The 12,488-nt window shown below is 67.8% G+C and carries 14 protein-coding genes; 9 read left to right on the forward strand and 5 right to left on the reverse strand.

Annotated elements, in window-relative coordinates:
- The first annotated feature begins 3 nt into the window (after positions 1-3).
- The 3 genes from meaB to FGL98_RS09975 are packed head-to-tail and all read left to right on the forward strand — an operon-like array spanning position 4 to position 1,825.
- A complete protein-coding gene (meaB, locus tag FGL98_RS09965; protein ID WP_146316610.1) occupies positions 4-963 on the forward strand; it encodes a methylmalonyl Co-A mutase-associated GTPase MeaB in 960 nt (319 codons plus the stop codon).
- A gap of 20 nt (positions 964-983) precedes the next feature.
- Positions 984-1,295: a thiamine-binding protein gene (locus FGL98_RS09970; protein ID WP_146316611.1), complete on the forward strand. Its 312-nt coding sequence runs from the start codon at positions 984-986 to the stop codon at positions 1,293-1,295.
- Positions 1,292-1,825, forward strand: a complete 534-nt coding sequence (locus FGL98_RS09975; protein WP_222432103.1) for a GNAT family N-acetyltransferase — start codon at positions 1,292-1,294, stop codon at positions 1,823-1,825. Before FGL98_RS09970 ends, FGL98_RS09975 begins: the two co-directional genes overlap by 4 nt.
- Here FGL98_RS09975 and FGL98_RS09980 read toward each other — a convergent pair.
- The 3 genes from FGL98_RS09980 to FGL98_RS09990 form a co-directional block, all read right to left on the reverse strand.
- Positions 1,802-3,049 carry a PEP/pyruvate-binding domain-containing protein gene (locus FGL98_RS09980; protein ID WP_146316612.1) on the reverse strand — a complete coding sequence of 416 codons (1,248 nt, stop codon included), beginning with the start codon at positions 3,047-3,049 and terminating at the stop codon, positions 1,802-1,804. The two genes, FGL98_RS09975 and FGL98_RS09980, sit on opposite strands and share 24 nt — an antisense overlap.
- Complete coding sequence (locus tag FGL98_RS25385) at positions 3,046-4,683, reverse strand: PEP-utilizing enzyme (RefSeq protein ID WP_222432104.1); 1,638 nt, start codon at positions 4,681-4,683, stop codon at positions 3,046-3,048. Before FGL98_RS25385 ends, FGL98_RS09980 begins: the two co-directional genes overlap by 4 nt.
- Before the next feature lie 149 nt (positions 4,684-4,832).
- Complete coding sequence (locus FGL98_RS09990; RefSeq protein ID WP_146316613.1) at positions 4,833-5,780, reverse strand: 1-phosphofructokinase family hexose kinase; 948 nt, start codon at positions 5,778-5,780, stop codon at positions 4,833-4,835.
- A 415-nt stretch (positions 5,781-6,195) separates the two neighbouring features.
- Here FGL98_RS09990 and FGL98_RS25390 point away from each other — a divergent pair, with 415 nt between their 5' ends.
- The 3 genes from FGL98_RS25390 to FGL98_RS26725 are packed head-to-tail and all read left to right on the forward strand — an operon-like array spanning position 6,196 to position 7,644.
- Positions 6,196-6,882, forward strand: a complete 687-nt coding sequence (locus FGL98_RS25390; protein WP_186526085.1) for a hypothetical protein — start codon at positions 6,196-6,198, stop codon at positions 6,880-6,882.
- Positions 6,830-7,186 (forward strand): DUF222 domain-containing protein, encoded by a 357-nt coding sequence (locus FGL98_RS26720; RefSeq protein WP_186526086.1) that lies wholly within the window; start codon positions 6,830-6,832, stop codon positions 7,184-7,186. The genes FGL98_RS25390 and FGL98_RS26720 overlap by 53 nt, the downstream gene beginning before the upstream one ends.
- Positions 7,183-7,644 (forward strand): DUF222 domain-containing protein, encoded by a 462-nt coding sequence (locus FGL98_RS26725; RefSeq protein WP_186526087.1) that lies wholly within the window; start codon positions 7,183-7,185, stop codon positions 7,642-7,644. Before FGL98_RS26720 ends, FGL98_RS26725 begins: the two co-directional genes overlap by 4 nt.
- Positions 7,645-8,016: 372 nt before the next feature.
- Here FGL98_RS26725 and FGL98_RS10005 read toward each other — a convergent pair whose 3' ends face one another.
- Positions 8,017-8,484, reverse strand: a complete 468-nt coding sequence (locus tag FGL98_RS10005; RefSeq protein WP_146316616.1) for an NUDIX hydrolase — start codon at positions 8,482-8,484, stop codon at positions 8,017-8,019.
- 164 nt (positions 8,485-8,648) lie between these two features.
- Positions 8,649-8,948, reverse strand: a complete 300-nt coding sequence (locus FGL98_RS10010; RefSeq protein ID WP_146316617.1) for a hypothetical protein — start codon at positions 8,946-8,948, stop codon at positions 8,649-8,651.
- A 149-nt stretch (positions 8,949-9,097) separates the two neighbouring features.
- On the opposite strand from FGL98_RS10010, the gene FGL98_RS10015 reads away from it, so the two are divergent.
- From FGL98_RS10015 to FGL98_RS10025, 3 genes are all read left to right on the forward strand, one after another.
- Positions 9,098-9,610, forward strand: coding sequence for a MarR family winged helix-turn-helix transcriptional regulator (locus FGL98_RS10015; protein WP_246136482.1), 513 nt, complete (start codon positions 9,098-9,100; stop codon positions 9,608-9,610).
- Between the two features lie 22 nt (positions 9,611-9,632).
- Positions 9,633-11,348, forward strand: coding sequence for a coenzyme B12-dependent isobutyryl-CoA mutase large subunit (icmA, locus tag FGL98_RS10020; protein WP_146316619.1), 1,716 nt, complete (start codon positions 9,633-9,635; stop codon positions 11,346-11,348).
- Between the two features lie 199 nt (positions 11,349-11,547).
- Positions 11,548-12,480: a tetratricopeptide repeat protein gene (locus FGL98_RS10025; protein ID WP_146316620.1), complete on the forward strand. Its 933-nt coding sequence runs from the start codon at positions 11,548-11,550 to the stop codon at positions 12,478-12,480.
- Positions 12,481-12,488 lie beyond the last annotated feature (8 nt).

The raw sequence follows: 12,488 nt of genomic DNA on the forward strand, positions 1-12,488 counted from the left end.
ACTATGGCTAGGCGACGTGTCGATGTCCCCGTGCTCGTCGAGGCCGCGCGGGAGGGTTCACCGCGCGCCGTCGCGCGGCTGATCACCCTCGTCGAGGGCGCACACCCGGCGTTGCGTGACGTGATGGCGGCGCTCGCACCGCACACCGGCCGGGCTCGCATCATCGGGCTGACCGGTAGCCCTGGTGTCGGTAAGTCGACGACCACGAACGTGCTGGTGCGGGCCTACCGCGAACGAGGTGCGCGCGTGGGTGTGCTTGCGGTGGACCCGAGTTCACCCTTTTCGGGTGGTGCACTCCTCGGCGACCGGATCCGGCTGGTCGACCACGCGTTGGACCCCGAGGTCTACATGCGGTCGATGGCCAGCCGTGGGCACCTGGGTGGCCTCTCCTGGTCGACCCCGCAGGCCCTGCGCGTGCTGGATGCGGCGGGCTGTGACGTGATCTTCCTGGAGACGGTCGGCGTGGGCCAGAGCGAGGTCGACGTGGCGGGTCTCGCGGACACGACCGTGGTGCTGCTCGCGCCGGGCATGGGTGACGGCATCCAGGCGGCGAAGGCCGGCATCCTGGAGATCGGTGATGTCTTCGTGGTCAACAAGGCGGACCGCGACGGTGCAGACGTGACGGTGCGCGACATCCGCGGCATGATCAGTCTTGGCGACCGGACCGAGCCGGGCCTGTGGCGACCGCCCGTCGAGAAGCTCGTCGCCGAACAGGGTGAGGGTGTCGACGCCGTGATGGAGGCGCTCGACAAGCACCTTGCCTGGATGGAGTCGAACGGTGTGCTGCACGAGCGTCGGGTCAAGCGTGCCGCTGACGAGATCGAGGCGATTGCGCTGCGGACGCTGCGACTGCGGATGGGCGATGTGAGCGACGGGTCCGACGTCGGGTCACTAGCCGGTGATGTGGTGGCCGGCAAGAGTGATCCCTACACCGCGGCGGACGCCCTCGTCGCCAGCATCTGAGCACGGCATAGTCTGAGGACATGCTCTTCGCCTTCTCCATCGCGCCATCCACTTCCGACGATCCCGACGGCTCCGTCAGCGAGGCTGTCGCCGAAGCCATTCGAGTGATCCGTGACTCGGGTCTGCCCAACGAGACGGCCTCGATGTTCACCACCATCGAGGGGGAGTGGGATGAGTGCATGGACGTCGTGAAGCGCGCCTGCGCCGCCGTGCAAGCGCGGAGCCCGCGCGTCTCCCTGGTGCTCAAGGCCGACCTGCGTGAGGGGTACACCGGTCAGCTGACACAGAAGGTGCAGCGGATCGAGGATCGACTGGCCGACTCCGGGTCGTGAGCGGCGACTACGTCGTCCGGCCGGTTCACACGGATGATGCCGATGAGCTCGGTCACGTGCATGTGCAGATCTGGCGTGAGGCGTATGCCGGGCTGATCGCGCCCGAGCATCTCGCGGGCCTGCGCTGGCAGCGCAGCGCCGAACGGTTCCGCGGGGCGGCCGAGGTCGGTGACGGTGAGGTGCACAGGGAGCGGGTCGCGCAGCACGTAGCATCCGGCGCCCTGGTCGGGATCATCACCGTGGGAGTGGGCCGCGATGACGATGCGCCCACGGCTGTGGAACTGAGCTCATTGAACGTACTTGCCGCACACCATGGCACGGGCGTGGCCACGAAACTGGTCGATGCGGCGCTCGGTGAGCAGGCGGCATACCTGTGGGTGCTGGAGGGCAACGAGCGGGCGATCGCGTTCTACCGCAAGCACGACTTCGCGTTGGACGGTGCGACGAAGTGGGATGACAGGTTCGGGGTCAACGAGCTGCGAATGGTGCGTGGAAAGCCCACGTGCTCAAGACTTCTCCGCGGATCGTAGCCTCTTCGCAAGCGTTTGCAGGAGATTCCAGGCGATGGCCGCGTTGGCCTGCACCAGAGGACGGAACTCCCAGTAGGTGAGGCCTTGGCAGACCACGTCGGTGCTGGCGGTGATCGTAGCCGAGCGGTCGCCGTCGTCGATGAGGGCGACCTCACCGAAGTAGTCGCCCCGCCTCAGCGTCGAGACGGGCCGGCCGTGGACCGACACCGCGGCCTCTCCCGACCTGATGACGAAGAACGCGGCGGCGCCGACCCCTTCCTTGATGATCGTCTCGCCGGCCGCGAATCGGCGCTCCTTGAACAAGCTTGCGATCTGTGCGACCTCAGGCTCGCTGAGCCCGAGGAAGAGGGGCACCTGGGCCAAGACCTCGACCGGTCCCTCGGATGGGGGTTTCGGCCGGGCCGACGTGCCGTGCGTGACCGCTCGGCACTGGAGCAGGTAGAGTCGGCCGTCTGCGTAGGCCCACTCGATGTCCCGGCCCGGCCCGTAGATCTCCTCGCACCGGGCCGCGAGGTCGCCCAGCAGCCCCAGCTGGGCGTCGTTGAGGCACAACGCACCCTGCAGCTCCGTCGCAACGGCCTCCTCCACGGTGCCGCCCGCTGAGGTTGCTCGGATCGCAACCTCCTTCAGCCCCGCCGAACGTTCCAGGATCAGTCCCGACCGGGCGAGGCGGAAGTGGTCGGGGATCACGCGGGCCGCGACTACCACCTCACCCAGGCCCCAGCTGGCCTCGACCACGCGTTCGTCGGCGCCGTTCACGGGGTTCTGCGTGAACATCACCCCGGCGACCTCCGGATCCATCAGGCTTTGGACGACGACCCCGACACTCGGACGGGTGAAGAGTCCGACCCGCTTGCGGTAGCTGATGACCGAGTCGGAGTTGGCCGACCACCAGACTTCTCGGATCGCGGCGCCCAGACCGTCCGGTGACGTCACGTTGAGCAGCGTGAGGTGCTGTCCGGCGAAGCTCGCATCGGCGCTGTCCTCGCCGACGGCAGAGGAACGAATCGCGAGGGGGTAGGTCAACGGCCGAGTTGCCTCCGTCACCGTGGCGAGGGTCGGCTGGTCACCCTTGGCGACGAGCTCGACGACATCACCCGCCAGGGCGATGCCCGGTGGTACGGGCAGGCCCGACCGTGTCGCTTCTCCCAGGCCGACCGCCTTCGCCCCGAAGAGCGCCTCGTCGCAGGCCCCCTCCAGGGGCACCACCGTGGCCGCCGTCATGGAGCGATCGTCACCGAACCGGCATTGCCGTCCACGCGCACCTGCACCCCGTCAGCGATGAGTTCTGTGGCTGACCGGGTGCCTACCACACCGGGGATTCCGTACTCGCGGGCCACAATCGCCGAATGGGACAGTAGGCCGCCGTTGTCGGTGACGAGCGCGCCGAGCAGCGGCAGCAGGATGTTGAAAGCCTCGCTCGTCGACTCGGTCACCAGCACGTCACCCTGCTGGATCCGGTCGAACTCTGCCGGACCCGACACCCGCCGGGCCGGCCCTTCATACACACCGGCACTCGCGGCGAGGCCACGCAGTAGGTTCTCCTTGTGGGCCTCCTCGGCGTGCCCGAACATCTCTGACGTGGCGATGCCGAAAGCGCGCATGACGCGGGCCTCTGCGGGTGGGAGCCCGTCCAGGGGCGGGGGTGCGGTGGGCGGCTGCCCCAGCCACGGTGGCGCATCCTTGGCGTCGTGCGAGACGCGATACTCGAATCGGTTCGCCAGCTCGTCGGCAGAGGGTCCGCCGGAGCCGACAAGGAGTTCGCTGATCTCGGCGATGCTCGCATCAACCGCGTGCTCAAGATCGTGCAGCTTCCCGTCGCGTGCCAGCCGGCGGCCGGCGGCAAGCACGGCGCGCCGGGCTATCCCGGACGCCCAGATGTCGCTGTAGACACCCCGCTCGTCGCGAATCCGGTACATCAGCCGAGCTTCGCCGAGCAGCTCGTCGAACTGAGCCCGGTGCTGCTCGGGCACCCGGTCGCGAATGGCGGCGACCCGCGCATCGACGTCGACGTCGGCCCGTCCCCGTCCGGCCACCGAGGAGCGGATTGCACGCAGGAGTGTGTCCGGCAGCTCGAGTGCATACCGGCCCGAGATGTCGAAGCCGTCGAGGAGCCGGAAGCCCACGAGGTCGAGGTAGGCAGACAGTGCCCGGCTCACATCGTTGTCCAGCGCGCGCAGGCGCTCGAGCACCTGGCCAGGCGCATCCCCGGCCCCGAGGATGGCCCGCGCGGAAGCGTCGTCGTCGAACGCCGAGACCAGGAGGTCCAGTTCCGCAGACGCTCCGGCCGAGACGGGGGCCGCACCCCGCATCATGCCCAAGATGTCCGAGCGGGCGACGTCCGTCCAGCCGGTGGTGTGCGCCAGCAGGTCGCCGACGGCGATCGTCGCTGCGCCGGTGAAACGCATGTGCTGGAAGAGCATGTCTGCGTGATGGTCGCGGCAGCGCGCCAGGTATGCCACCAGGTCGTGCTCGGACAGCTCGTCGGGATCGACCGACTGCAACTCACGGTGCGCCTTGACGGAAGCCGGTTTTGCCACGGTGTCCCATTCGTGCAACTGCTCTCGCCACAGCTTGCGGTCGAACACCTCCGCCGCGCGCTGGAACCGCTGCGGCATCTCGGCCGGTTCGACGGGGACCGGCCGGCCGTAGGCGAAGCCGCCGACATACGCAATCTGCATCCCAGCGAGCAACGTCCCATAGAACTCGTGGAACTGTGCAGTGGCTCGACGGAATGGTTCTGGGTGCAGCTCGACCCAGTACCGAGTGACCGGGCGCGGGAAATGGACGGCGTCCAGTGCCCACGAGCCCGGTCCGGGCGGCTTCAGCTGAAGGTGTTCCCGGGTGTCTGCAGGCATCATGAAAGCCATTCGTTCGTGGCCGCCGACGCCTCTCCTTCAGGGCCCCGCGGAGGCAGGCTCGGACGGCACAATATCTTTCGATTGTCCCTCTCCGGCGGATGTCTCCGCACAATATTGAGGCGCAACGCTCCTCGTAGTTCCTGGGGTCAGTCTGTGAGCGCGAGATCACCATTGCTGCAGTCGGTCACCGTGACCGAGAGGTCAGCGATGTCCGTCGGAGAAGGAACCCGCGAGCCGGAGAGCCGGACCGCCGCTGTGCCCCATTGGACGCCGGTGGAGAGAATCTCGCTCGGCTCAAGGCCCTGATCGGCCGCGTGCAGGACGCCGGCGAGCAGGGAGTCGCCGGCGCTGACCGTGGAAACGGTTCGCACGCGGTTCGCGCGGGCATGTAACGCCACACCGTCCGTGACGAGCAGCGCACCGTCGCGCCCGAGACTGACAATGACGGTGGGGATGCCCGACCGAACCAGATCCTCTGCGGCGCTGCGAACCTGGCCGAGTGTCTCCAGGTTGGTGCCGACGATCTCGGCGAGCTCCACTCGGTTGGGAGCGATCAGGTCCGGGCCGGCCGGCAGGGCACGTTCGAGCGCGGTCCCGGAGACATCGAGGGCGACATGGACGCCGTACGTATGCGCGCGGCGCACTGCCACGGCGTAGAAGTCCGGTGGCAGGCCGGGGGCGAGGGAACCGCATACGGCGAGCCAGCGGGCATTTCCCATTAGGTCATCGGTCGCGGCGAGCAGACCGAAAGCCTCCTCGCCGCTGAGGGTCGGACCGGTCTCGTTGAGCTTCGTGGTCGTGCCATCCGACTCGACCACAGTGGTGTTGACGCGCAGCACCCCACGAATCGGGACCGGCGTGAAAAAAACCTCCGCGTCGGCCAGCAGGAGGGTGAGCAGTCGGCCGCTGGGGCCGCCGGTCGGCAGAACGGCGGCCGTCTCGGCGCCGTGAGCAAGGAGAGCACGGCTCACGTTGACGCCCTTGCCGCCGGCCTCGAGAGTGCTGTGCACCGCTCGATTGACCTGGCCGCGCTTGAGCACGGACACCTCGAGAGTGCGGTCCACACACGGATTGGTGGTGAGGGTGACGATCATCCGCGGAGTGCTTCCTGGCGGACAGAGGGGTGCCCGGCTGCTAGGTCGACGGCAATCAGCACTGGGGTCACATTGCTATGTGTACCCACCCTGGTGCCGAGCGTCAACGCACACACCGATGGGCAGATCTGGCGCAATAACACCCGCCTGTGGCTATGCCGGTGAACTCCGGCGTCAGTTGTCGATGAACTCTCACGGCTTTGATTGTTCAAGTCGGAGCGCGGTTCGCATCTGCATGGTTGGCAGGCGTCGTGAGGATGTATGCGTGCCTTCGGCGGGCGGAACTTCCGGATGGACAGCGGTGAGCCCGACCGTGGCTCCCCCTGTCGGGCGATTGCTGGGTGCGGGAAACGCCCGGCTGTTGTGCGAGTCCCAATGGCTTGACATGTATGTTCGATAGGACGTATGATCGAGTATGGGTGGTGGGGACGTCTTCACGAGGGCAGCGCGGGAGGCGTTGGATGCCAGGTTGTGCCCGATCGATCTGTCGGAGTATCGGTCCTCGGCGGATGCGGGGGTGTTGGCCGGCCCGGGGTGCAGTGGCGCCGGCGAGGGGGACGCGGTGGCGCCGGGGGTTGGCCTGGAGGCGGCCGAACAGGTGACGCACCTGGCCCCGGCGGTGATGAGGGTCGCACGGGCGGCCTACCAGTTGTGCGGGGAGCAACTGACTGGGGTGATGGGTGACCTGTTGCAGGTGGCCGAGTCCGCGGAGCGGGCGCAGGTGTTCGTCCTCGCGGATGTGATCACCCGCGGGGTGGTCGACGCGTCGGATGCGGGGTCTCCGGTGCAGTGGTTGACGGATATGGCGCCGTGTCTGGAGCCGGGGCAGGCGTCTCGGGTGGTGCAGGTCGCGCGGATCATCGCGGATCCGGCCAACGCGTGCCTGCGGGGTGTCCTGGTGGAGGGTCGGGTCACGGTGCGTGGGGTGCACGCCAGCGTGCGAGAGGCCAGGCGGGTGCGTGCCGTGTTGCCGGACGCGTCGTGGGAGCAGTTGTTGGGGTATTACCTGGTGTTGGCGGATCACTGCCCGACGGGGGGTGTTGCGGGACTTGTCGAAGGAGATCATCGCCGCGTACGGCGGGGACCAGGCGCCCACCGATGAGGTGGCGGCCCGCAAACACGAGTCGCTGTCGTGGGTTGAGCTGCCCGGGGGGATGACCCGGGTGAGAGCCGACCTGTCACCCGGTGATGCGGCGGTCTTCGCGCACGCGATCGAAGCCCTGGCCAAACCCCGACCGGGTACCACGTCGGACGGGGACACCGTCCCCGAGGACGCCACGACGGTGGATGGGAAGCCGGCTCGTACGCACGGAGTGGTTCAGCGGTCGCCGGGCAAGCGCCGCGCCGACGCCCTGGGTGGGGGTACCGCCCGCACGCAGCGAAGCGAGGCGGGGGAGAGATCGTGAATGCCGCGGGGCGGGCCACCGGGTCCGATGGGTGCCGGGCGAGTGTGAAGGCCACGATCACCATCCCGTCATCCGTGCTGACCGGGTCGCTGGTCAACGCGGGGCACGCGGTCACCGCCCTCGGCCAGATCATTGACGCGGGCACGGCGCGGGCGTTGGCCTGTAGCGCCCGGTTGGTGCCGATGGTGATCGGCACCCCGTCGCAACCGTTGGACATCGGCCGAGCCACGAGGTGTTTCCACCCGGCGCCACGCCATGCGATCGTCAACCGAGACCGCGAATGCACGTTCCGGAGTGGGGGTACCGCCCGCACGGAGCGAAGCGAGGCGGGGGAGATCGGCGACACCGAGGTCGTGTGGGACCTGGTGCCCGGGCGAATGCCCACGCAGTCGCTACCGCCGGACGACCCGCTGACCCACGGGCCAGGCGCACCACCGGACCACGCGCAAACCGCCTGACCCTCCCAGGGGAGAACTCCGCCCGAAACCAGGTAGTTGGCCCACGATCCATTGTGTCACCGGGTTTCGACGCGCCTCGCGCTTCGCGCTCGACGGCTGGGCGGCAGAGGCGACTGTGCTCTTGGCCCACATTGCGTCGTGGCTACGTCGGTGAATCTCGGAGCCGCTTTGTCGATGAATTCTGACGTCACTCTCAACGTCCATCCGTGAGCGCGCCATCGTGTCAGTCACCCATAACTACGCAGCGACTGATCGTCTGCCACATCGTCTTGTTCGCCCGGCCATCGATACACCCTCGAACCCGGGGATCGGTCTACGGCCACGCTCCGCGTGCCGATCGTCCTGCGGGGAAGGGCCACAACTACTGCAACGCTAATTGTCAGGCGCGCGACCACGTGATCGGAACCAGTCCAGAGCGGCGGGGACGATCTCTGCCATGTCCGGCGCGAGGATCGATGCCGTGAGGGCATCCGGGGTAAACCAGCGGCACTCCAGGATCTCGACGACATCGGGCCGCGGCAGGACCTGGCCGCTTGTGACGTGCCCGAACATCGTCACTTCGTAGCTCTGCGAGGTTCCGTCGGCGTACTGGACGGTGTAGATGGGAGATCCACCGAACGTTCCGAAGAGTTCCGCATCCTCGAGTTCGAGACCTGCCTCCTCACGCACCTCGCGCAGAGCCGCACCTTGAGTCGATTCCCCGTCCTCGACCGAACCACCGAACGTAGCCCACCTGCCGTCGTGCTCGTGGCGACCGAGCAGCAAACTGCCTGAGACGTTGAAGATGGCCACCCCAGCAGCCGCAGTGCGCCCGTTCGGTGACAAGGGATCAATCGCCATATCGGGATCATGGCACGCACTGATGCAGCGCGCCTCGGCTCCGGCCCGCCTTGGCACTGGCTATCGGGTGTCTGGGGCGACAGTGGGCCTGGTGGCGAAAGTTGTTCACGATGTCGTTGAGGTGGTCCACCAACAGCTGCGCCAGGCTGGTGGACGCGGTCCGGTCACGGCGCCACGGGGTGCGGACTGCCTCCCACAGCTGCGGGTACCGCATGCGCTGGACTTGCTCGATCAGCCAGGCGGGCCCCGGCCACGGTGTCATCGTCTCGATCGCGGCCGCTTCTCCTCGTCAAGAACGGCGAGGTTGACCGGGTCGGACCGGTCGGCGGGTTGCGCCACAGGGTGTAGGTGATGCTCACGCAGAACGCGGTGTACCCGGCGGCGTCCGATCCGTTACTGATGCCGATGCCGTCGGCGTCCTCCAGCGACGGCTGCGCGATCAGACCCATGACCGGGGACGGCACATCACGGAGGACCTCGAGTGCCGTCAGAATTCAGCGACGAGTGGCTCCGAGATTCGCCGACGTAGCGAGGCATGGGACGGTGCCGAGTTCGTGGACGAAGTGACCGCGCGAGTGCGTTCGCGGGATCCCAGGGGGATAGGTTGACGCACGTGAATGCGCGCCTTCCCTTCGACCCGATTGCCCGGGCCGCACAGCAGTGGCGGACCCACTGGGGTGAGGACTCGCCCTACCAGGCCATGGCCACGGTCACCTCGATCATGCGCGTGCAGCAGATCCTGCTTGCCGAGCTCGATGGCGCGCTCGCGTCACTGGACCTGACGTTCGCCCGGTACGAGGCACTCGTGCTGTTGACCTTCAGTCGCACCGGTGAGCTGCCGATGAGCAAGGTCGGGGAGCGCCTGATGATTCATCCGACGAGCGCGACGCACATCGTGCAGCGTCTCGCGGTCCAGGGGTATGTCGATCGGGTGCCCAATCCGCGCGACGGTCGTGGGACTCTGGCCCGGATCACCGACGCCGGACGTGCGGTGATGGAGGAAGCCACCGGGCGGCTGCACTCGATCGAGTTCGACCTGGCCGATCTGACGACCGAGCAGCACCGGCAGATGTTCGAGCTGTTGCGTGCCGTCCGGGTGGGAGCCGGTGACTTCGACAATTACTAGGATGTCCTAGTAATCTGGTCGCATGGGTGCGCAGACGAACGGACGAAGCCGCTGGGAGCAGCGGTATGCCGAGGCCGAGGCGAAGGGACGCGTCCGCGACGCGGACTTCACCACACTGTCCGGGATGAGCGTCGACCCGGTCTACGGCCCGGCGGACGGCGGTGACACCCCGGAGAACGTCGGCTGGCCCGGCGAGTTCCCCTACACCCGCGGCCTCTACGCCACCGGCTATCGCGGGCGCCCCTGGACCATCAGGCAGTTCGCCGGTTTCGGCAACGCGGTCCAGACCAACGAGCGCTACAAGATGATCCTCGAGCGCGGCGGCGGTGGCCTCTCGGTCGCGTTCGACATGCCGACGCTGATGGGCCGTGACTCCGATGACGCGCTGAGCCTGGGCGAGGTCGGCCACTGCGGCGTGGCGATCGACTCCGCGGCCGACATGGAGGTGCTCTTCGACGGTATCCCGCTCGACGAGGTCACCACCTCGATGACGATCAGCGGGCCGGCGGTGCCTGCCTTCTGCATGTACCTCGTGGCCGCCGAACGGCAGGGTGTGGACATCACGAAGCTGAACGGCACGCTGCAGACCGACATCTTCAAGGAGTACATCGCCCAGAAGGAGTGGCTCTTCGCACCCGCGCCGCACCTGCGTCTCATCGGTGACCTGATGGAGTACACCTCCAGCAAGATCAAGGCCTACAAGCCGCTGTCGGTCTCCGGTTACCACATCCGCGAAGCCGGGTCGACCGCCGCGCAGGAGTTGGCCTTCACGCTGGCTGACGGCTTCGGGTATGTCGAGCTGGGCCTGTCCCGGGGCATGGACGTCGACGCGTTCGCGCCCGGCCTGTCCTTCTTCTTCGACAGCCACCTGGACTTCTTCGAAGAGATCGCGAAGTTCCGCGCCGCCCGGCGGATCTGGGCAAAGTGGATGCGAGACGTCTATGGCGCGACGACGGAGAAGGCGCAGTGGCTGCGCTTCCACACCCAGACGGCCGGTGTCTCGTTGACGGCGCAGCAGCCGATGAACAACGTCGTGCGGACGGCCGTCGAGGCGCTCGCCGCAGTCCTCGGAGGCACCAACTCACTGCATACGAACGCCCTGGATGAAACCCTCGCCCTCCCGAGCGACCAGTCGGCCGAGGTCGCGCTGCGCACGCAGCAGGTGATCATGGAGGAGACCGGGGTGGTCAACGTCGCCGACCCGCTCGGTGGGTCCTACTACGTCGAGGAGCTCACCAACAAGATCGAGGCCGAGGCCGAGGCGATCTTCGACAAGATCCGGAGTATGGGCGAGTTGGACAGGGACCGCGATGCGGACGGCGCCATCCAGCACGAGATCGGGCCGATCACGTCGGGTCTGCTGCGGGGGATCGAGGACGGCTGGTTCATGTCCGAGATCGCCGAGGCGGCCTTCGTCTATCAGACCGCGCTCGAGAAGGGTGACAAGAAGGTCGTCGGCGTCAACTGCCACACCGACTCGCTCGCTAGTGAGCTGGAGATCCTGCGGGTCTCGCACGAGGTCGAGGTCGAGCAGGTGCGGGCGCTGGACGAGCGCAAGGCGGGCCGCGACGCGGCACGAGTGACCTCCACGATCGACGAGATGGTGCGGGTGGCACGCGGCGACGGCAACCTCATCGAGCCGATGCTCGAGGCCGTGCGCGCCGAGGCGACGATGGGCGAGATCTGCAACGCACTACGCGAGGTCTGGGGCATCTATCGCGAACCGGCTCGCTTCTGAGTAACCCCACGAAGTCTTCGCTCCGCAAGCTCCGCTCAGTACTTCGCGGGGACCCCGAGCAACCCCACGAAGTCTTCGCTCCGCAAGCTCCGCTCAGTACTTCGCGGGGACCCCGAGCAACCCCACGAAGTACGAGCCGCAGCCATGGTTGTGGTGATGCTGGTGTCGTACTCGGATGCGTATCGGTAAGAATGGGCACATGACTGACAAGCCGTTGACCTCCGCAGCACTGCATGGCGCAGTGGACCTGTCCAGCCTCGCCCGGCCGGCCGCCGGTGCCGGCGCCTCCGCCGGGCCCGCCGGCGGCGGTGACCAGCTGGTCCGCGAGGTCGACGATGTGACGTTCGGCGATGCCGTGCAGCAGTCGACCCAGGTGCCGGTGATCTTCGCCGTTTGGTCGGGCAGCCGTCCCGCCAGCAAGGACCACGTCGACCTCCTGGCCAAGGTGGTGCGCTCCTATGCCGGCCGCGTCGTCCTCGCCACCGCGGACATCGACCGGGCCATGCAGATCCGACAGGCCCTGCAGGTCCAGGAGGTCCCCATGGTCCTCGCCCTGCTGCAGGGGCAGCCGCTGCCGTTGTATGCCGGTGACCAGTCGGAGGAGGCGGTGCGGCAGGTGGTCGACAAGGTTCTCGAGGCCGCCGCGGCCAACGGGGTGACCGGCACTGTCGCCGCGGGCGACGAGGGCACAGGCGATGCGCCCGAGGCCGAGCCGGAGATGCCCCTGCTGCACCGGCAGGCCTACGACGCCATCGAGGCCGGCGACTACGGCGCCGCGGTCACTGCCTATGAGCAGGCGCTCGTGGAGAACCCGAATGACCAGGATGCGCGTCTCGGGCTCGGCCAGGTGCAGCTGCTCGAGCGCACCGACGGCGTCGACCTGGCGCAGGCCCGCGCCGCCGCCGCGGATGCGCCCACCGATGTCGCCAAGCAGGCAATGGTCGCCGACCTCGATGTGCTCGGCGGGCATGTCGAAGACGCCTTCCAGCGGTTGATCGAGCTGGTCCGGGCGACCACCGAGGAGGAGCGCAATGCCGCTCGCGAGCACCTGGTGGGTCTCTTCGACGTCGTCGGAGTCAGCGATCCGCGGGTCAAGACGGCGCGCAGAGCCCTGATGTCTGCCCTCTACTGACCCATCCC

This window comes from Leekyejoonella antrihumi (genome assembly GCF_007845645.1).
Taxonomy (GTDB): domain Bacteria; phylum Actinomycetota; class Actinomycetes; order Actinomycetales; family Dermatophilaceae; genus Leekyejoonella; species Leekyejoonella antrihumi.

What these genes read in the sequence shown, in the direction of transcription:
- meaB (WP_146316610.1), top strand. Translation starts at nt 4, where the DNA reads ATGGCTAGGCGACGTGTCGATGTCCCCGTGCTCGTCGAGGCCGCGCGG.
- FGL98_RS09970 (WP_146316611.1), top strand. Translation starts at nt 984, where the DNA reads ATGCTCTTCGCCTTCTCCATCGCGCCATCCACTTCCGACGATCCCGAC.
- FGL98_RS09980 (WP_146316612.1), bottom strand. Translation starts at nt 3,049, where the DNA reads ATGACGGCGGCCACGGTGGTGCCCCTGGAGGGGGCCTGCGACGAGGCG.
- FGL98_RS25385 (WP_222432104.1), bottom strand. Translation starts at nt 4,683, where the DNA reads ATGCCTGCAGACACCCGGGAACACCTTCAGCTGAAGCCGCCCGGACCG.
- FGL98_RS09990 (WP_146316613.1), bottom strand. Translation starts at nt 5,780, where the DNA reads ATGATCGTCACCCTCACCACCAATCCGTGTGTGGACCGCACTCTCGAG.
- FGL98_RS25390 (WP_186526085.1), top strand. Translation starts at nt 6,196, where the DNA reads ATGGGTGGTGGGGACGTCTTCACGAGGGCAGCGCGGGAGGCGTTGGAT.
- FGL98_RS10005 (WP_146316616.1), bottom strand. Translation starts at nt 8,484, where the DNA reads ATGGCGATTGATCCCTTGTCACCGAACGGGCGCACTGCGGCTGCTGGG.
- icmA (WP_146316619.1), top strand. Translation starts at nt 9,633, where the DNA reads ATGGGTGCGCAGACGAACGGACGAAGCCGCTGGGAGCAGCGGTATGCC.
- FGL98_RS10025 (WP_146316620.1), top strand. Translation starts at nt 11,548, where the DNA reads ATGACTGACAAGCCGTTGACCTCCGCAGCACTGCATGGCGCAGTGGAC.